We start from the raw sequence: 19,991 nt of genomic DNA, 5'->3' as shown, positions 1-19,991 counted from the left end.
TTATAAACGACAAACGTAGATATATACATCATAAAAAGCTCAACCGAGGTTGTAATGCTGATCAATTAAGGAGAATTCAATGATTACTCATTTAAAAATCTCCCCTAACCCCTCTTTGAAAAAGAAGGGAACTATCGAGAATTTAAAATCATTTTATATTCTTGAAACTCCCTCCTTTGAAAAAGGAGGGTTGGGGAGGATTTAAAAAATGCTTAAGTGAGCAGCATAACAACCGAAGTTGAGCTGTTTGAAATGGTATTTCCATGTTTTTTAGAAAATTCGGTTCTGTGGTTTTTCCGCTTTAGGAAGTTGGTCTATAATTTTTTGCGCAATCGCAAGATAGCTTTCCGCTGCATCATCACCTGCAATCACAGACGGTTTACCTGCATCGGCATTTTCACGGATTTGCACATTTAAAGGTAAGCGTCCAAGCAAAGGAATCTGGTACTGTTCTGATAATTTATCGCCCCCACCTGTACCAAAAATTTGCTCTTCATGACCGCAATTTGAACAAATATGGGTCGACATATTTTCCACCACACCCATGACTGGAATTTGAACTTTATTAAATAGTTCAATGCCTTTAATCGCATCCATTAATGCCACATTTTGCGGTGTTGTCACAATGACAGCACCCGTCACAGGAATACGTTGTGCCAGTGTCAATTGAATATCACCTGTCCCCGGTGGCATATCAATCATCAAAACATCTAGATCTGGCCATAAGGTTTGGTTAAACAATTGCATTAATGCGCCTGTTGCCTTTGGACCACGCCAAGCCACAGGTGTATTGTTATCCCCAGTTAAATGCCCAATCGATAAAACAGCCATGCCGTAAGCTTCAATCGGAACAAAATTTTCCGCTTCGATCATGGGGGTACGGCCTGCATTTCCCAACATGGTTGGAATACTTGGCCCATAAATATCGGCATCTAAAACACCCACTTTTAAGCCCAATTTTTGTAATGCCAAAGCCAGATTTACGGTTGTCGTCGATTTACCTACGCCACCTTTACCCGATGAAACCAAGATGACATTTTGAATACGTGGATGCTTAGGCACATCTCTTTGTTGTGGCGCTGGTTTTTGAATAGGTGGATTGTTTGGGTCTTCATGTTGCGGTTTTTGCATTTCAGCTTGGGCTGTTTTACCTGAAGCATCCACCACAGGTGGAAGTTTTGCAGTTTGAGCTGCTGCTTCAGATTGTGGTTTACTGGAACAACTATGTCCTTCTTTGCCATGATCATGCGTGGAGCAACCTTCTCCATGTGCATGTTTTTGCTGAATCACGTGCATATTTAGTTCTTGGATACCACATTTTTCCAATGCATCCGCTAAATCATCATGAATTTTTTGGAGTTGATCCGCTTCGGCAGGATAAGTATTAATGGTAATTTGTAATACTCGTCCTTCAACATTCACTTGGCTAATTCGGTCTTTCAGTGCATGGTTTGAATCTGGCAATAAATAGCCTTCTAGCACAGCTTGGATTTCGTCTTCCTTCACTTCCTGCGAGGGCGAAAAAACAGATTTAAGCGAAGAAAGCCATGACATACGTTTACTCCAAGTACGGACATACAACTGAATGTCATAGTTTAGCTTTAAATGCAGCGAAGGTTAAGTAAAGTTCTCCCCAGCTGCATCAATGTTGTTAAAAAACCAACTTAATTAGTTGGTTTTTATCAAAAACACTTAAACTTAAATCAATTTCGCCTATAAATTAAAAATGCTTTATAGAAAAAGTCATTTTTCACTGCTGATCATTACAGCTAAAGCTCTCTGTTTCGTTCCTATAGACCTTTTAAACAGGCATTCCTTCTTCGGCAGTAAAGTGAATATCAAAGGGTTTATTGGTAATAAAGAGCATTAACACATCATTATCACTCCGTGCACCATGAAACATCACCGATCCTTCTGGAAACCAGACAAAACTTCCCGGTCCAAACTCGCCCTCACTGGTGACTAAATGCCCCTCTAAGACATACATGCCGTGCGCACAATTGTGCCAATGCTCCACTGTTCTAAACCCAGCTGGATAACGTAATTTCCAAATCATCATGCCTGTATCTGGGTCCTGTAAACAGGTTTTGACAGGCAGTGCATCATTTAAAAAGGGAATGGGTATAAATTCCCACGGCATAGTATTGGTGTTTACCACAAAAGGTTGATCCGCCATTTTTCTGTTCCCTGAATTTATTATTTATACATTTTTTAAAATGAAATGACCTGATCACATTAATATGATCAGGTCATCAAAAATCAGCCAATCTTGATAATGGGCTTAAGGGTAATCCCTGTTTGGCTATCTAGTGCAGCTTGATTAATGTCATCAAAGGCATAGAACTTCACCAGCTGATCAAACGGAAATTTACCTTGTTGGTATAGCGTGACCAACTCAGGAATAAATTTCTTCGGTGAACCACTGCCTTCAACTACACCCAGAATGGTTTTTCCGCCCAGTAATAAATCATTCACATCAAATTGAGCAGTCGTACCTAAAGGTGGCGCACCAACGACCGCAATTTTGCCTAAAATACCCAATGCATCAATACCCTGTTTTAAGATTTCAGGTCGTCCCGTTGATTCCAAAGCAAAATTGATCCCGCCACCCGTAATTTCCTTGATCGCAGCGACAGGATCTTGCGTTTTACTATTGATGACATGAGTTGCCCCCAATTGTTTGGCCAGTTCTAAACGAGATTCGACAATGTCGACGGCGATAATGATTGCAGCACCACACACTTTTGCAGCGAGTAAAGCACTTAAGCCAACCGCACCCGCGCCCCATGTTACAAAGCTACTTGCTGGTGTGACTTTAAGTGCATTGATACATGCACCAGCACCCGTTTGAATACCACAGCCTAAAGGCCCAAGTAACTCGATTGGTACATCTTTGGTGACTTTAACCGTATTATTTTCACGGCTTAAGGCATGGGTTGCAAAAGAGGACTGAGCAAAAAAGTGGTCGTGTACGACTGCATGATCATGGGTACAAATTGCACTATGCCCTTCTAGGTCAGCGCCACTAAAGTTGCGCCCAAAAAACTCTGCACAATAAGCCGGATTACCTGTATTACATTGCGTACATTTTCCGCAGTAACCATAGGTTAAAACCACGTGATCGCCCACTTGAAGGTCAGTGACATTCGGACCAATGGCCTCAATAATACCCGCCCCCTCATGTCCAAGCACCGCAGGCAATGGCACAGGATAATATTGATCGCGGACAATTAAGTCGGTATGACACATGCCTGTGGCAACCACTTTTACCAGTACTTCATCGCCTTGAGGCTGGCGGATTTTAAGCGGTTGCAATTCAAAGTCTGCACCTTTACATGCCGTCACTGCGGCAATAATTTCTTTCATTTCGTTCATATGATTACTTCCTGTAATAAATGATTCAACTGATTAAAAAGGATAATGTGGCGCTTGAGCCTGTACGGTCATCCATTGCCATTGAGTAAACTCATCTGCATTGGCAGGACCACCAATACGCGTTCCGTTTCCTGATGCACCGAAACCACCAAATGGATTGACCGTTTCATCATTTACGGTTTGGTCATTGATGTGTAGTAAACCCACTTTAAGCTGCGCACCAAGCTGCATCGCACGCCCAACATTTGAACTAATCACACCTGCTGAAAGCCCATAGTCACCATCATTGGCTAACTCAATCGCTTGTTCATCTGTACTAAAAGGGATGAGCACCGCAACAGGACCAAAAATTTCTTCACTAAAAATTGAATTGTTTGAAGTCACACCTGCAAGAACTGTCGGTTCAAAGAAGACGCCATCGGCACGTCCGCCAATTTCCAATGTTGCGCCTTCGGCAACTGCAGCATTCACCAATTGTTCTACACGCTGCGCTTGTTTGGCATTAATCAGTGGACCAATCGTGACATGGCTTTCTGACGGGTTGCCCACCACAAAGTTTTTCACTTTTTCAATCACACGCTGTTTGACTTGTTCATAAATATTTTGATGGATCAGAATTTTGCCTGAAGTCATACAAATCTGACCTGAATGCAAAAATGCTCCCCATGCAATATTTTCAGCAGCCAATTCAATATCAGCATCATCTAAAATAATCAGCGAGTTTTTACCGCCTAACTCTAACGATACTTTCTTCAACGTTTTTGCAGCATTAGCGCCTACAATACGCCCAACATTTGTTGAGCCAGTAAACTGAATACTGGCAATATTTTTATCTAGAGTGAGTGCTTCCCCGACTTCGGCTCCACCCGGTAAGACATGTAGAAGACCTTTTGGAAGACCTGCAAGCTCAAAAATACGTGCAATCGCATAACCACTACACACCGCTGTCCGTTCATCAGGTTTAAGCACGACTGCATTGCCCAGTGCCAAAGCTGGTGCTACAGCACGTAACGCTAAATAGAGTGGGAAATTAAATGGTGAAATGACCCCAACCACACCAAGCGGTACGCGTTTGGCGATGCTTAGTTTGCCATTTTGGGTTGGCAGTACTGTACCCTGATCCGCAGCAGGTAAACCGATACAATGTTTAAGCACTTGAATCGAAATACTGACTTCAAAGCCTGCTTTGAGCTGTAAAGAACCACTTTCTTTCACTAACCATGCAATCACCTCCGCTTGGTGTTCTGTAAGTAAAGCGGCTGCGCGTTCAAATACCGCTTGGCGTTCTTGATAAGACAAAGACCACCATTGCTGCTGGGCAATTTTTGCTTGTTGGGCTGCCTCCACCACATCTTGAGCGGAAGCATAACCAATTTCACCCAGTCCTTGACCCGTAGCCACTTCCACTACGTTATAAGTTGCTTGAGCTGGTTGCCATGCACCGTTGAACAGTTTTTTATCCCAAATCTCTTTTGCTAATATAGACATCATGACCTCTTAAAATTTATTTAGACAATTCATTTATTGTTCAAATTTCATAGTCGCAAAACTAAAACAATTCATGTGTTGTCATACACCATGCTTTGAATTAAAAAATGTAAAAAAGTCGAAAATTCAGTCCTAAATCTTTCTTGAATCCGCTTTCGACTTGAGTGTCTGAAACCAACTGTGCGCTCAATTGCGTTTTGGAATTAATCATTTGCTGGAACTCAACTCTTGCTTGCTGCTTTTCCATATTCTGTTCAAGCTGAATGCCATCTAGTGACTGATCGCCACCATAATTTGCGGCATAACCTAAGGCAATCCGTTGCTTGGCATTCAGGTCATAACGTAAATTGACCTGTGTTTGATAACTGGTGTCTTGAGACAGCGTCTGATTGCCACTGCCTGCTTCATCATTGTCTCCATACCAAATTGCATCTTGATAAAACTCAAAGCCCAATTTGCCATAAAGCGGTTGTACCCAAGCCAACTGCACATCATATTTAAAACGGTTTTCACCCAGATTCACGGCATCATTTTTATCGTATTGCCCAAGCGGCAAATAAATAAACGGCGTAACTGCAAGATAGCGACCAGAAACGCCCTGTTCAGGTTGATTGATCAACCAAAAAGCGGAGGCAATGATGGGGTCAGCAAAACCCGATGCATTGTTTAAATGCGCATCCCCAATTTGAGTATTACGCACCGATCCAAAGGGAATAACCACTTGCGGGGTCGCTCGTAAGCCTGCGATATCGGTGTAATGAATAAAGCGTGCAATGCCAATATCAGATTTGGATTCGGCACGGGCTTTATCACCATTTTGATAGTAGCCATCCATTTCACCATGTTGATAATAAAAAACACCAACATTGGTTCCACTCGGTAAAGCCGTATAATCCCCCGCATTCACATCAATGGCATGGCTATGTTGTGCGAGTAAACCACTCAGCATGAGAAGTAACGCATTTTTATTCCTAAAATGCATAATATGTTTCCTTTCATTCAAATTATCCTTAATGACTCATCTCTTTTCTTGAACGTGTTAATGGCATTTAAATCCGTTGATCATTTGCCAAAAATCATCAAGAGTCCTTCTTCAACGAGTATGAGCAATAGAATAATTGCAGTTTACATGCCAATAATTTAAAGCTTATTAATCAATAGTTTATAAAAACAAAAAATCTCCAATGTCCATAAAATGGACACAATAAAAAAGTGACTGTCCAATAAACAGACAGTCACTTTTTTGATGATGAAATAATTAAAAATTAACTATCTAAATATTTATATACCGTCGTTCTAGAAATGTTAAGCCGTTTGGCAGTACGCGCAATATTGCCCTTTTCTTCTTGTAAGACTTGAAGAATTAATCGCTTCGTCACCGTTTCTAAATTAGCGTGAAGCAAAATGCCATCCTCCATTAATGTCGGTGAGGAAATCTGCGATTCGGGTAAACAGAGTTGTTCTAAACACGTTCCCTCTTTAAATGCAGTGGATAATTTAAGCACATGAATAAGCTCACGAATATTTCCCGGCCATGCATATTGATTAAACTGCTGTTCAACCTGAATGCTCCAATCGGAAACCTCTAAACTAGTTAAAATGGAATGCAGAATAGATTGCTTGTCTGCGCGTAAGCGTAATGGCTCTAAATAAACCTCAAAACCTCTGATGCGATAATACAAATCACTGCGAAATGACTGTTGTTCCACCATTTTTTTTAAATTTTGGTTGGTTGCACAAATCAAACGAAATGACGATTTAATCGGCTTACGCCCACCGACACGGTAAAAATGCTGATCTTGCAACACTCTTAATATTTTCACTTGCAAATGTAAGGGTAAATCACCAATTTCATCTAAAAATAAAATCCCCTGATCTGCTAATTCAATCAGCCCTTTTTCACCCTGTTTTTTCGCCCCAGTAAATGCTCCGCCCTCATAACCGAATAATTCAGCTTCAAGTAAGTTTTCTGGAATTGCGCCACAATTAATCGAGATAAAGGGCAAATTTGAATTCAATTTTTGATGTAGGTTTTGCGCAAAATAGTCTTTGCCCGTACCTGTTTCACCAGTGATTAATACTGGAATATCCGCTTGAAGTGCTTTAAAAGCTTTATCGATATCCGTCGCAGTTTGAATCTGTTGATGAATAGATTGTGATTTTTGCACGACTTTTTCTAAATAAGCATAGAAAAAGGCATGATCATGACTTTGTATAAAAAATGATGCTTCGCTCTGATGTTGAAAAAAATGCTCTGCAACAAAGAAGTCCGAAATATTCTGCTGAACTAAATGTTCAACAGTACAATTTAATAACTTTAATGCCATTTGGTTGACTTTAAGCACCTGCCCAAATTCATCCATCACAATCAGGCCAGCATAAGCATTGTGTAACAGATCTTTAGAGTGCTGAAAATGTAAAACACGCTGATTGGTTTTTATCTTGGATAAAATAATTTTATTTTCTAAAACATAGCTTTGATACAGTAAATGTCTTAACCAATTGGTTGCCAATAAACCGCGTGTCGAGGTGACATTCAAAGCCCCCAACACATCACCACAGCCATTAAAAACGGGGACTGAAGCACAGGAATAATCTGCAAATTCATTTAGATAATGCTGATGCCCCACCATCACCATGGGTTGTTTGGAACGGATACTACAGGTGGGGGCGATTGCGCCAAAAGTGGATAGTTCAATAATTCGACCGGGCTGTAAAAAATGATATTTTTCGCCCAAGGAAGAATTATGCTTTTCTGCAATAATTTTTGAATGATTATTAATTAAATAGACACTGACATCTTGCTGTCCAAATAGCTGCCATATATCTTCTAAAACCACCTCTGTAAGCGTGGCTAAGTTTTGATCTTCTAATGACAAGCCATCTAAAGGAAAGCCCTGTAAAGAGGTCACCTTGAAAAATGGGCTCAGGCCTGCTTGTTTAGACTGCTGCCATGCTTGAATAATAGGCGAATTTTTTTCAATAGATTCTGGAAGCTCGCCAGTATTATAAAAGTTATGCTTGATATCCTGCCAAGAAAATTTAGATAAACCATCCATGATCATATCCCGAACGAATCAATTATTTAAAATAATACATGGCTTGGTCTAAATTAGACATCATGATGCAACACAGCACCATCAGTATCGGTTTTTAAACCTTGCCCATACATCTCAATGACCCTATAAAACCAAATAAACTATTGTTTTATATGAAATATATTAAGAATTAAAATTCTTAACTCGAAATGCGTACACGCTAAAGCTAGCATATTTTTATAACATCATTCTAGCGGATCATCGCATATTGAAATTCTTGGTAATGATTTTATGTAGCCCTGTATTTTGACTCGCTAATTTTATATAAAGGCAAATCCATATATTAGATCGCTTGCATCAAGCAAAAAATGACTGAGGCAAAAAGCCTGATGTTGCATTGATAGACAGATAACCATAACAGATGAGTCAAAACCCCAAAATTTGTTATATTTTTTTAATCCTTTTTTGTATCTACACGTCTTAAGCCAAACGCTACATAATTATTTTATCTTCAATATTGATAGAGATTTGACAATGAACAAAGATCAAAATTCAAGAAAATCGCCGCAATATGCAGATAGCTCTATTTCAGATAAAGCATTTAAACGCGCAATTTTGTGGTTCTTTATCTACTGCTCTATATTTATTATTGGCGTGGTATTCGCTGTAGGTGCAGATCATTCATATTTAAATTAAAATTTTAGAAAGTTAAATTTATACATGAGAGCATCAACAAATCAATGTTCTCATTCATTTTACAACCGTTCATCACTTCAGTTCATAGCATCTAAATTTCACGCTGTCTTTTCCACGATAAAAATCGACATCATCACCTGTAAATTTTTTAACATAAAAGTGAGCTAAATAAATCACTCGCTACAAGATATTGGTCAATACTTACCTTCAAACAAACAACAACTTCTGGCAAAAATAGATACAAAACATTGCAATGACTTAAATTTAGCCAATGTTAAACTTCGGTTATTCCTACTTTAAGCACTTACAAGCAAGCGTGCATCTCAAACAAAATAACTTGAAAATAGAACGAGGTCCTTCATGTCTAAACATTATGACTATATTGCAATTGGTGGAGGGAGTGGCGGAATTGCATCGGTGAATCGTGCTGCATCTTATGGCAAAAAATGTGCTTTGATTGAAGCGGGTGATCTGGGCGGGACATGTGTCAATGTCGGCTGTGTGCCTAAAAAAGTCATGTGGTATTCTGCTCAAATTGCGGATGCCATTCAAAAATATGGTTCTGATTATGGCTTTGATAGCGAACTCAAAAGCTTCGATTGGAAAAAACTCATCGAAAATAGACAAGCTTATATCAAAAGAATTCATGCCTCTTATCAATCTGGTCTGAGTAAAAATCAGGTCGATGTTATTCATGGCTTTGCAACGTTTGTAGATCATAAAACCATTGAAGTTAACGGTGAAACCTTCACAGCAGAGCATATTTTAATCGCCACAGGAACGCAGCCTTCGCGTCCTAATATTGAAGGTGCAGAATACGGCATTGATTCAAATGGTTTCTTTGAATTACAAGAATTACCAAAACGTACCGCAATTATTGGCTCAGGTTATATCGCGGTTGAACTCGCGGGTGTTTTAAATTCTTTAGGTTCCAATGTTCAACTTTTTATACGCAAACATTTGCCTTTACGTAGCCTAGATAAATTTTTAGGTGAAACCTTATTAGAAAGTATGCGAAGTGATCATATTCAAGTTCACACGCAAGCGACTCCGGTTAAAGTGTCCAAACTTGAAGATCAGTCTCTGCTTTTACAGCTTGAGGATGGCACGCAACATATAATTGATTGTCTGATTTGGGCTGTAGGCAGAGAGCCCAACACGAAAGCACTTAAATTAGAGCGTACCCATATTCAATTGGATGATTCAGGTTACATTCAAGTTGATCAATTTCAAAATACCTCCCAATCTGGTCTTTATGCGGTAGGAGATATTATCGGCAAAGCAGAATTAACACCTGTTGCCGTCGCTGCGGGTCGCAAACTTTCAGAGCGCTTGTTCAATGGCAAATCTGAAGAATATCTCAATTATGAAAATATACCGACAGTTGTGTTTAGTCATCCACCTATTGGTACGGTTGGTTTAACCGAAGAACAAGCCATTGCCCAATTTGGTCAAGATCAAATTAAAGTCTATAGCTCGTCTTTTACCTCTATGTATACGGCAGTCACGCAGCATCGACAAGTGTCAAAAATGAAATTGATTTGTTCTGGCAAAGAAGAAAAAATTATTGGTATTCATGGCATTGGGTATGGAATGGATGAAATCCTGCAAGGTTTTGCTGTTGCACTGAAAATGGGTGCCACCAAAAAAGACTTTGACGATACGGTCGCCATACACCCCACTTCAGCGGAAGAATTCGTCACCATGCGTTAGTTGATCTTGAATCATAATATGACTGATTTCATATCGCTGATTCTAAGCACTTTAAATGGTTTCGAACAATTTCGGTTTTGTCTTTAATCGAATTTAGCACCTAAATCAGATGTACCTTTTGCATCATGCAGTGTTCTAGTCTTTATTATCAATTGAACTGGTTTTCTATTGTGATCATGATCAGTCAGCATTGTACCCGTTATAGCGAGCAGTCAATTCAGTTTGGGAGTTGAATTTTACTGCTCGCTATTTTTAAACAACTAATGTCAACAGACGCTAGTTAGTCTCGTTAAATTCATCAGGTTCTATACGTTTGCCATGGGTCAAAATCCATGAACGTTGCACGTATTTTTTACTCTTGTAGCGATAAGCAATAAAGAGTCCGATGAACCATAAAGGTGAAAAAGCCAAAGAAATCATGGTGTCATGATCTAATGCCAAAATCGCAACCACAAAAATCAGAAAAGCCAAGGTAATCCACGCCATAAATACCCCACCCGGCATTTTATAAGCAGATTGTTGATGTAATTCTGGTGCTTTCTTGCGATATGCCAAATAAGACAAAATAATCATCGCAAAGGTGAAAATACACAAAATGGAGGTAAAGGCCGAAATAATAATAAAGGCCGTCATCACATTCGGTACAACAAATAAAATGGATGTACCAATCACCACACACAACATCGAAAACAACAAACTAATGACAGGCACTTTGCTTTTTGACAAGCGACCAAAGCTTTTAGGTGCATCTTTTTCAACCGCCAAACCATATAACATACGACTGGTGGCAAAGACGCCGCTGTTTGCCGAAGACATCGCTGAAGTTGCGACAACAAAGTTGACAATACTGGCCGCAGCAGGCAAGCCAATTAAGGTAAACATTTCTACGAACGGGCTTTTATCAGGTGAGATATGTGCCCAAGACGTGACCGCAATAATACAGACCAGTGCGCCAACGTAGAACAATAAAATTCGTAAAGGAATAGAGTTAATTGCACGTGGTAAAGCAGTATGCGGATCTTTGGTTTCTGCGGCCGTTGTCCCGACCAACTCAATACCGACAAAAGCAAAAACAGCAATCTGGAAGCCCGCTAAGAAACCACTGACGCCATAGGGAAACATGGATTGCCGATCAACAACATGTGCCAAAGAAGCCTTAACACCATCTGGAGAGACAAAACCAACGGTGACCAAATAAATCCCCACCATCAGCAGCAAGATAATCGCGAGAATCTTAATCAGGGCAAACCAGAATTCGACTTCACCAAACAATTTCACCGCAACAAAATTGAGTACCGTTAAAATAACAATCGAGCTGAATGCCGGTATCCATGCGGGTAAATCGGGATACCAGAATTGGGCATAGCCGCCAATCACAATCACATCCGCAATTGCAGTCACAATCCAGCTTAGCCAATATGACCAGCCTAAGAAAAAGCCTGCCCAAGGCCCTAAATAAGCCGTGGCAAAATCAGCAAAAGACTTATAGTTGGTATTGGAAAGCAGCAGCTCTCCCATCGCACGCATGACGAAGAAGAAGAAAAAGCCAATAATTAAATAAGTCAAAATAATCGAGGTGCCCGACACAGCCAGTGTCTTGCCCGATCCCATAAATAGACCCGTACCAATGGCGCCGCCAATGGCAATCATCTGAATATGACGGTTTGTCAGTGACCGTTCTAATTTTTCCTCTTCAACCGACTCATAATGATGCCCGCCCAGCAAATCACCTTCCAGCGCTTCATTTGATCGATTGTTCTTGTTGCCATTCATCATGTTTATTACTCCAATTTACAACACATCAGGTTGTAAATATGGGATTGCACAGGAATCAATCATTGATTTTTCGCAATCCAATATTCAGCCACACATATTTTTAATACACTTATTCTGCATATTATTCAGGCGCTAGATTCCATATCCTTAAAATCTAGAGTCACCTGATATAATTGTCGCAAGATGCAACACGCATGCCAAAATAAAGCTATTATCTATTAAAAAACATGAGCTTAAATAAAACACGATATAAAACTTCCCGTTGAAGATTAATATAAAAATGATCTTCACCGGAATATATTGAATTTATATTGTTAACAATATCCATATATTTAATTCCATTTAAAAAGTTAATCAAAACTATGCAACCTAAAACTATAATTTCACCATTTTAAAATATGACACTTAAAAACAAATTAATTGACTTCAGTTAAAAGCAGGCCTGCCCTGAGACCTTTTTTTACCTGAGGATTGGGAAATAAAATCCAGACCTGCTGCTGCGCCACCACATAAGGTTTACCCTGCTGTGTGGCAATCACTGCACCAGACTGGAACACTGAAAAATTCGGTGCGGAATCTGCAAGATTGAGCTGAAAATCATCTTCCGTTTTGATGATGGAATCCGCGACCTGAAATGTTTGAATTGCTTTGTTGTTACGCACTGGTAGGTCTTGCGCACTCAGTACAGTCCGCAGCACCTGATCGATGGCAGAGAATGCCAATAAATCATTTTGACCAAAAGGCTTGGCATGTCCCAGTTCCAAAGTGGCACTTGCGGCCTGAAATATTGAACTGGTGAAATGTGTAAAAGTTTTGCCTACGGCATTGTGATACACAACAGCATCCAGCTCGGCAGCATTCAGACTGGCAAGCAACGTAGCATCATAGGCATGGGTTTGATACGGAAATAAAGCAAAGGTTGGCAGCAATGACGGGCGAATCGCCGTATGCAAGTCATAGTGGTAACGCTGTGCCTGTGCATGACTGTTTGTGAAGAAATCCGTTACGATTTGCTCCAGTTCTACCACGCGCTGTGCTTCGTCCGTCACCACAAATTGCTGCTGCACACCGCAAAACATGCGGTTTATGTCATTTTCAATATAGCGTTGCCCTGAACGAATCGCTTCAGGATTACCTAAAATCAGCAATAAACGAACCTTCAGTTCCAACTGTCCCGTAAAAATATCCTGACTCAAGCGTGCCAATAATTCGATTGGCGCAGTTTCATTGCCATGTACACCCGCTGAAAGCACCACAACTTTTTCATAGGCCTGTTTCGGGGTCAAAGATAAAACCCCTTCAGCCAGCCATTCCCATGCAAAATGGTCCTGCATCCCCCGCAATAATGCGGGTTGTTTTGCTGCTAAAACCAGACCTAAGAAATCAATCATGCGCTTTCAACTCGTGTGCTGAACTATTGCTGGAAGTGGTAAACTGAACCCAATCCAAGGATTTGGGTGAGTTCATCCAACGCCGTACGGCTTTCAATCAACAACATCGGGTCGGCCAAATCTTGCTGAGTCATTGCATCACGGTAATGTTGATCTACCCATACATTTAAACGATTGAACAAATGCTCATTCATCAACACATTCGGGTTAATCGCTTGTAGTTCTGCTTCATTCACCGCGACACGCAAGCGCAAACACGCTGGACCACCGCCATTACGCATGCTTTCACGCAAGTCGAAGACTTTAATGTCATCAATTGGTGTACCCATCTGGATCATGTCATTCAGATAGTCCCACACCGCTTTATTTTGACGTGATTCTTCTGGTACAACGATGCTCATACCGCCATCTGGACGGGTCAACAGCTGACTGTTAAACAAATAGGTATTTACCGCATCTTTTACCGAAACACGCTGCTCAGGCACTTCTATCGAAATAAAGTCCTGTTCTAAATGCGCCATTTTCTGGCGGATTTCAGACAAAGCTTCAGTCTGATTTAAGAAGGCTTGCTGGTGATGGAATAAGACCTGTTGGTTACTTACCGCAATTACATCATTGTGGAAAACACCTTGGTCAATCACATCCGGATGCTGCTGTACAAATACAGTTTGTGCAGGATTAAGCTGGTGTAGGCGTGCAACGGCTTCACTGGCTTCAAGCGACTGACGTGCAGGATAATGTTTCGGGCCAATACCGCCACCCAAAAATTGCTGTCCATAAACAAACACTTGTACGCTGGATTGATCATAAGCACCGCCTAAACGGTTATGATTGGCAGCACCTTCATCGCCAAACAATGAGACAGGTGGCAATGCAGCATGATGCGCAAAATGACACTCATCATTAAACATCGCGGCCATAACGCGTGACGTGGTTTCATGTTCAATCGAACGATGGAATTTGTTATTCAAATTGGCTGCAGTAAAATGCACGCGTCCATCCGCACTGTCTGCCGAAGGCGAAACCGTTGCCGCATTTGCCGTCCACATACATGACGCTGAACTGAGTGCAGACAACAATGCAGGAGATGTACGCATCGCCTGTTCAATCACACTGTGATCATCACCGCGAAAACCTAACTTACGTAAAGTCGGGACATGTGGACGTTCTTGCGGTGCAAATACGCCTTGCTTCAAGCCCATATCCGACAAAGCCTTCATTTTTAAAAGGCCTTGCTTGGCAGCAAGTTTAGGATTGGAAACATTATTGCGGTTTTTGGTCGATGCTTCGTTCCCGAACGACAATCCCGCATAATGATGAGTCGGTCCAACTAAACCATCAAAATTAATTTCATAGCCTGACATTTTTAAACTCCCTATCCTTCAACTACAGCACAATGCCTGGCGATAATTTTTCAGGTAAATTCACCTGATCACTTTCAAGCGATGCCATTGGCCATGCACAATAATCTGCCGCATAGAAAGCACTTGCACGATGGTTGCCCGATGCACCAACACCACCAAAAGGTGCTGCACTTGAAGCCCCAGTTAATGGTTTGTTCCAGTTGACAATGCCTGCGCGTGCTTCAATCAACAAACGCTCAAACAAATCACGGTCTGGAGAAACTAAGCCAATAGACAAACCAAAACGTGTTGCGTTGGCAATTTTCAGCGCTTCATCAAAGTTGTCATAGCGGTAAATACAGCTCAGTGGCCCAAAGTATTCTTCATCAGGCACATGGCTAACACCGGTCACTTCAAGGATTCCAGCGCTTAATAGACTGCTATTTGCATCTGGCTGCGTCACTGACAATAATGGCGTTGCGCCTAAATCAATCAGACGCTGCTGTGCTTGCAAAATTTGTTGTGCAGCATTTAAGGAAATCACACCGCCCATGAACGGTTGCGGCTGTGCATCCCATTGACCGACCACCAAATCACGCGTCACTTCAACTAGACGTTGAATGAAAGCATCACCTTCTGTACCGTTTTTAATAATTAAACGGCGTGCGCAAGTACAACGCTGTCCCGCAGAAACAAAAGCCGATTGAATGGTCAAATTCACTACAGCATCAATATCGGTAATTTCATCGATAATCAGTGCGTTATTGCCACCCATTTCGAGCGCCAAAATCTTTTCAGGCGCACCTGCCAATTGCTGGTGTAAGTGGTAGCCCGTGTTGGCACTGCCCGTGAACAATAAGCCATCAATTTCGCTTGATTGTGCAAGCGCTTCGCCTGTGCTGCGACCACCTTGAACCAAGTTCAACACACCATCAGGTAAACCTGCGGCTTGCCATAACTTAACGGTTTCTTCTGCCGTCCACGGTGTCAACTCACTCGGCTTAAACACCACGGTGTTCCCTGCAATCAAGGCAGGAACAATATGACCATTGGGTAAATGACCCGGAAAATTGTACGGTCCGAATACAGCCAACACCCCATGCGGGCGATGACGTAATGATGCAGCCCCATCCGCCATTTCAGTCAGGCTTTCCCCAGTACGTTCATGATAAGCACGAACCGAGATCGCCACTTTGGCAACCATAGATTGAACTTCGGTGAGCGTTTCCCAAAGTGGTTTGCTGGTTTCACGACTGATCACTGTCGCTAACTGCTGTTTGTTCTGTTCCAATAAAGTGGCAAAGCGTTGGATAATTTCAAGACGTTCTGCTAAAGGACGACGTGCCCACGCTACAAATGCGGCACGTGCAGACTGACAAGCCTGTGCGACTTCGTCCGCAGTTGCTTCAGCGCCTTGCCAAATTGGTTGTTGAGTCACCGGATCAAGTTTGTTCCACACTGCGCCATGCGCAGGAGACCATGCTCCGTTAATATATAAATTTCCTTGTGACATTATTGTTTCTCCATGATATCTAAAGGCAGCAGGCGAACGCACTGCCCCGCTTGTACGCCCAAGGCCTCGGCCTGTGCAGCGGTTAAAGGCAAGCTTGCGTGATCCGCCTGATTGCTGACCAAAATGGCGCGGTAATGCTGATAGCAGTCATTGGCAACCAAATAGCGGATGGTTCCTTCCTGCACTTCAGGCACCAGTCTCACCTTACAGACGTGGCTGTCCTGAACAGCGCGCAAATCTTTAATTTCAGCTTCCAACGTCGGGCCAGCATCAAAAATATCGACATAGCCCTGATAGCGTAGCCCTTCCGTTTCCAGCACATGTGCTGCCGGCAAAGTCTGTGGATGCACCTGTGCAATCACTTGCTGCGCAGCGGAAGGAAGCAGGTCCATATACACCGGAAAACGCGGCATCAATTCTGCAATAAAGACTTTTTGCCCAATGCCACTTAAATAGTCTGCGGTAGCAAAGTCCATATCGAAGAAATGATGGCCCAACGCATCCCAGAATGGCGAACGCCCATTTTCATCTGAGTAACCACGCATTTCAGCAATCAGCGTATTTTTAAAGCAGTCCTGAAAAGCCGCCATAAATAGGAAGCGGATTTTGGACAAAAATTTGCCGTTCTGATTTTTGCGGAAATCAGGGTCAAGAAATAAGGTGCATAGTTCGCTGCATCCAGTATGGTCATTACTTAGAAACAGCGTATTCAGCGTCTGATAAACATTCAGTGCTTGTGATGCATGCACCTGCTTGCCGACGTGATAGTTATAAAATGGCTCAGTCAGACCGACAGAAACCTCTATTGCGCTGACCCCCACCACACGTTGTAATTCGGTATCTTCCAAGACAAAAAGATAGCCCTGTTCACTTTGGGCAGCTTGGCCTTGCAAGGTATTTTGGGTGCGTAAAATACGGGCAGACAAAATCTCTTTATTTTGCGGAAGAGAGGTCAGGCCAATGCCTGACTTCCCTGCCAAAATATAGATATCGTCGAGGTCTTTATGCTCTGCATGTCTAACAATCATCATAGCGAGAAGCCTATTTCTCGTTAACGAAACGCGCTAAAGCACGGTCAAAGCGCTGTAAGCCTTCTTTAATCTGCTCTTCAGCAATGATTAATGACGGTGTAAAGCGCACGACATTCGGGCCAGCCACCAAAGCCAACAAGCCTTCCTGACCCGCAAGGGTCACAATGTCTTTGGCCTTGCCAGCATATTCAGCTTTCAGTACACAGCCGATTAACAAACCTTGGCCGCGAATTTCTTCAAACAGGCCATAGCGTGCATTTAACTCATTTAAGCCTTCGGCAAAAATCTGTGCACGAGTACGCACACCATTCAAGACTTCAGGCGTGTTGATAAACTCAAATACCGCGCTTGCTACCGCAGACGCCAGCGGGTTACCGCCATAAGTCGTACCGTGATCACCCACCACAAACATATTGGCGTATTTGTCTGTAGCGATCATCGCACCAATCGGGAAACCACCGCCCAAAGCTTTTGCTGTGGTTAAAATGTCGGGTGTCACTTCGGTGTTCATGTAGGCATACAATGAACCTGTACGGCCCACACCCGTTTGCACTTCATCAAAAATCAGTACGGCGCCATGTTGATCACACAATTCACGCAAGCCTTTTAAGAACTCAGGTGTTGCGGTAATCACACCACCTTCGCCCTGAATCGGCTCGACAATCACTGCGCAAGTCTCGGCATCAATGGCAGCGCGTGCAGCTTCCAAATCATTAAATGGTAGGTGCTGGATACCTTCTGGCAGCGGTGCAAAATCCTGTGAATATTTCGGCTGACCACCGGCGGTCACGGTAAATAATGTGCGACCATGAAAGGCATTTTGAAAAGCGACAATTTTATTTTTATGGGCAGAACCTGAAAGCAAGCCCACCTTACGTGCTAATTTCAATGCCGCTTCATTGGCTTCTGCGCCTGAATTACAGAAAAAGACTTTATCGGCAAAAGTACTTTCAACCAATTGTTTTGCCAAATTCAAAACCGGTTCATTGGTATAGCCATTGCCAATATGCCAAAGCTTTTGCCCTTGTTCGACCAAAGCTTTAACGGCTACAGGATGCGCATGCCCCAAAGCATTAACGGCAATACCACCAGCAAAGTCGATATATTCTTTACCTGCCTGATCCCACAAACGAGAACCTTCGCCTCGTACAGGAATAAATTGTGCAGGTGCAAAAACAGGGACCATATACTGATTGAAGTCTTGGCGATTCGGATGAAAATTTTGGCTCATGAGATCCTCTTCCTTACATAAATAAGGCTTTATTTTTACTTAAACTGAAGGGTGAACAGTGGTGAAGCGACAATTAGCCCGGGAAAATTCCGCGTTCTTTACGTGCTTTCAAGATGCGTTCACATGCCAAAATGTAAGCTGCTGTACGCAAGCTGCATTGTTTTTCCTGCGCTTTGCCCCAAACATCTTCAACCGCCGACATCATGAGTTTGTCCAAACGCTCATTAATTTCATCTTCCGTCCAGAAATAGCTCGCCATGTCCTGTACCCATTCGAAGTAACTGACCGTTACCCCGCCAGCGTTGCACAATACATCCGGTACAATGCTGATCTGACGTTGTAATAAAATCTCTTCAGCTTCTGGATAAGTTGGACCGTTTGCACCTTCCAAGATCAATTTAGCAGTGAGCTTTTGCGCACGTTCTGCGGTAATTTGACCTTCCAAAGCAGCAGGAATCAGGATATCCATGTCGATATTCCAGAATTCTTGATCATCAATCATGCTTGCTTCTGGGAAGCCCGCGACACCTTGATGCTGTGCTACATGATCCTGCAACTGTTTAACATCTAAGCCTTGTTCGCTATAGATCGTGCCTGTATGGTCTTGTACGCAAACTACTTTGGCATTGGCTTTATGGAATAAGTAAGCCGCTTCACTGCCGACATTACCAAAGCCCTGAATCGCAACACGGCTGCCTTCAATTGCCAAATTGATTTTTTTGGCAACTTCTAAGCCCGTCACAAACACGCCACGACCTGTCGCACGCACACGACCCAATGAACCGCCTAAATGCACAGGCTTACCTGTCACTACGCCAGTTACGGTATGACCTTTAATGCTGGAATAGGTATCCATCATCCAGCCCATAATGCTAGCATTGGTGCCTACGTCCGGTGCTGGAATATCGGTTTGTGGACCAATAATCGGGCTGATTTCACTGGTAAAGCGACGCGTCAAACGTTCTAATTCACGAGGAGATAATTTACGTGGGTCAACGCGAACGCCGCCTTTGGCACCACCATAAGGTAAATTCAATACTGCGGTCTTGATGGTCATCCAAGCAGCCAGTGCCATGACTTCATTCAGTTCAACATCTGGATGATAGCGAATCCCGCCTTTACCCGGACCACGCGATAGATTGTGTTGAACACGGTAGCCTTCAAAATGCTGAATAGAACCGTCATCCATCACAATCGGTACATCTACGATAAGCGCACGCTTTGGTCGCTTTAATGTATTAACAAAAGGAATTAAATCTTCTTCTAAATAAGGAGTAACCTGATTGATCTGCGCAAGATAAGTCTGCCATGCTCGGCTAGTTTCCATTTCATACGACAAAGACATAGATATTTTCCCTTGTAAAATTCGTTTGATCAAATCCATTAAAAAAACAGG

General features: G+C 42.3%; 15 protein-coding genes. 2 read left to right on the top strand and 13 right to left on the bottom strand.

Going from position 1 to position 19,991, the window contains the following annotated elements; all coding sequences use genetic code 11:
• Positions 1-270: 270 nt before the first annotated feature.
• The 6 genes from apbC to F994_RS00930 form a co-directional block, all read right to left on the bottom strand.
• On the bottom strand, positions 271-1,554 hold the full coding sequence (gene apbC / locus F994_RS00955) for an iron-sulfur cluster carrier protein ApbC (protein ID WP_004648126.1): 1,284 nt from the start codon (positions 1,552-1,554) through the stop codon (positions 271-273).
• Positions 1,555-1,801: 247 nt separating this feature from the next.
• Complete coding sequence (locus tag F994_RS00950; RefSeq protein ID WP_004648125.1) at positions 1,802-2,176, bottom strand: cupin domain-containing protein; 375 nt, start codon at positions 2,174-2,176, stop codon at positions 1,802-1,804.
• A gap of 83 nt (positions 2,177-2,259) precedes the next feature.
• Positions 2,260-3,375, bottom strand: coding sequence for an NAD(P)-dependent alcohol dehydrogenase (locus F994_RS00945; RefSeq protein WP_004648124.1), 1,116 nt, complete (start codon positions 3,373-3,375; stop codon positions 2,260-2,262).
• Positions 3,376-3,408: 33 nt separating this feature from the next.
• A complete protein-coding gene (locus tag F994_RS00940; protein WP_004648123.1) occupies positions 3,409-4,863 on the bottom strand; it encodes a benzaldehyde dehydrogenase in 1,455 nt (484 codons plus the stop codon).
• Positions 4,864-4,963: 100 nt separating this feature from the next.
• Positions 4,964-5,845 carry a transporter gene (locus tag F994_RS00935; RefSeq protein ID WP_004648122.1) on the bottom strand — a complete coding sequence of 294 codons (882 nt, stop codon included), beginning with the start codon at positions 5,843-5,845 and terminating at the stop codon, positions 4,964-4,966.
• 283 nt (positions 5,846-6,128) lie between these two features.
• Positions 6,129-7,922 (bottom strand): sigma-54-dependent Fis family transcriptional regulator, encoded by a 1,794-nt coding sequence (locus F994_RS00930; protein ID WP_004648120.1) that lies wholly within the window; start codon positions 7,920-7,922, stop codon positions 6,129-6,131.
• Between the two features lie 513 nt (positions 7,923-8,435).
• Here F994_RS00930 and F994_RS17525 point away from each other — a divergent pair.
• A complete protein-coding gene (locus F994_RS17525) occupies positions 8,436-8,597 on the top strand; it encodes a hypothetical protein (RefSeq protein ID WP_004648119.1) in 162 nt (53 codons plus the stop codon).
• Positions 8,598-8,957: 360 nt separating this feature from the next.
• The gene (gorA, locus tag F994_RS00925) at positions 8,958-10,310 is read left to right on the top strand and encodes a glutathione-disulfide reductase (protein WP_004648118.1); all 1,353 of its coding nucleotides are present in this window, start codon (positions 8,958-8,960) and stop codon (positions 10,308-10,310) included.
• 276 nt (positions 10,311-10,586) lie between these two features.
• Here the strand turns inward: gorA and F994_RS00920 are convergent, their stop codons facing one another.
• From F994_RS00920 to F994_RS00890, 7 genes are all read right to left on the bottom strand, one after another.
• The gene (locus tag F994_RS00920; RefSeq protein WP_004648117.1) at positions 10,587-12,086 is read right to left on the bottom strand and encodes an amino acid permease; all 1,500 of its coding nucleotides are present in this window, start codon (positions 12,084-12,086) and stop codon (positions 10,587-10,589) included.
• 416 nt (positions 12,087-12,502) lie between these two features.
• Positions 12,503-13,477, bottom strand: coding sequence for a succinylglutamate desuccinylase (gene astE / locus F994_RS00915; protein ID WP_004648116.1), 975 nt, complete (start codon positions 13,475-13,477; stop codon positions 12,503-12,505).
• A 23-nt stretch (positions 13,478-13,500) separates the two neighbouring features.
• Positions 13,501-14,841 carry an N-succinylarginine dihydrolase gene (gene astB, locus F994_RS00910; protein WP_004648115.1) on the bottom strand — a complete coding sequence of 447 codons (1,341 nt, stop codon included), beginning with the start codon at positions 14,839-14,841 and terminating at the stop codon, positions 13,501-13,503.
• A gap of 22 nt (positions 14,842-14,863) precedes the next feature.
• Positions 14,864-16,333, bottom strand: a complete 1,470-nt coding sequence (gene astD / locus F994_RS00905) for a succinylglutamate-semialdehyde dehydrogenase (RefSeq protein WP_004648114.1) — start codon at positions 16,331-16,333, stop codon at positions 14,864-14,866.
• Positions 16,333-17,364 carry an arginine N-succinyltransferase gene (gene astA / locus F994_RS00900; protein ID WP_004648113.1) on the bottom strand — a complete coding sequence of 344 codons (1,032 nt, stop codon included), beginning with the start codon at positions 17,362-17,364 and terminating at the stop codon, positions 16,333-16,335. The genes astD and astA overlap by 1 nt, the downstream gene beginning before the upstream one ends.
• Before the next feature lie 10 nt (positions 17,365-17,374).
• Positions 17,375-18,595 (bottom strand): aspartate aminotransferase family protein, encoded by a 1,221-nt coding sequence (locus tag F994_RS00895; RefSeq protein ID WP_004648111.1) that lies wholly within the window; start codon positions 18,593-18,595, stop codon positions 17,375-17,377.
• A gap of 73 nt (positions 18,596-18,668) precedes the next feature.
• A complete protein-coding gene (locus tag F994_RS00890; protein ID WP_004648110.1) occupies positions 18,669-19,940 on the bottom strand; it encodes a Glu/Leu/Phe/Val family dehydrogenase in 1,272 nt (423 codons plus the stop codon).
• Between the last annotated feature and the right edge of the window lie 51 nt (positions 19,941-19,991).

The organism is Acinetobacter bohemicus ANC 3994, assembly GCF_000367925.1.
Classification (GTDB): Bacteria; Pseudomonadota; Gammaproteobacteria; order Pseudomonadales; family Moraxellaceae; genus Acinetobacter; species Acinetobacter bohemicus.
Note: the sequence above shows the minus strand (reverse complement) of the source record. Positions and strands in the feature narration are given on the sequence as shown.

Coding starts and splice junctions, on each gene's coding strand:
- astE (WP_004648116.1), bottom strand. CDS start 13,477: ATGATTGATTTCTTAGGTCTGGTTTTAGCAGCAAAACAACCCGCATTA.
- astA (WP_004648113.1), bottom strand. CDS start 17,364: ATGATGATTGTTAGACATGCAGAGCATAAAGACCTCGACGATATCTAT.
- F994_RS00950 (WP_004648125.1), bottom strand. CDS start 2,176: ATGGCGGATCAACCTTTTGTGGTAAACACCAATACTATGCCGTGGGAA.
- F994_RS00895 (WP_004648111.1), bottom strand. CDS start 18,595: ATGAGCCAAAATTTTCATCCGAATCGCCAAGACTTCAATCAGTATATG.
- astD (WP_004648114.1), bottom strand. CDS start 16,333: ATGTCACAAGGAAATTTATATATTAACGGAGCATGGTCTCCTGCGCAT.
- apbC (WP_004648126.1), bottom strand. CDS start 1,554: ATGTCATGGCTTTCTTCGCTTAAATCTGTTTTTTCGCCCTCGCAGGAA.
- F994_RS00935 (WP_004648122.1), bottom strand. CDS start 5,845: ATGCATTTTAGGAATAAAAATGCGTTACTTCTCATGCTGAGTGGTTTA.
- F994_RS00945 (WP_004648124.1), bottom strand. CDS start 3,375: ATGAACGAAATGAAAGAAATTATTGCCGCAGTGACGGCATGTAAAGGT.
- F994_RS00940 (WP_004648123.1), bottom strand. CDS start 4,863: ATGTCTATATTAGCAAAAGAGATTTGGGATAAAAAACTGTTCAACGGT.
- gorA (WP_004648118.1), top strand. CDS start 8,958: ATGTCTAAACATTATGACTATATTGCAATTGGTGGAGGGAGTGGCGGA.
- F994_RS17525 (WP_004648119.1), top strand. CDS start 8,436: ATGAACAAAGATCAAAATTCAAGAAAATCGCCGCAATATGCAGATAGC.
- astB (WP_004648115.1), bottom strand. CDS start 14,841: ATGTCAGGCTATGAAATTAATTTTGATGGTTTAGTTGGACCGACTCAT.
- F994_RS00930 (WP_004648120.1), bottom strand. CDS start 7,922: ATGGATGGTTTATCTAAATTTTCTTGGCAGGATATCAAGCATAACTTT.
- F994_RS00890 (WP_004648110.1), bottom strand. CDS start 19,940: ATGTCTTTGTCGTATGAAATGGAAACTAGCCGAGCATGGCAGACTTAT.
- F994_RS00920 (WP_004648117.1), bottom strand. CDS start 12,086: ATGATGAATGGCAACAAGAACAATCGATCAAATGAAGCGCTGGAAGGT.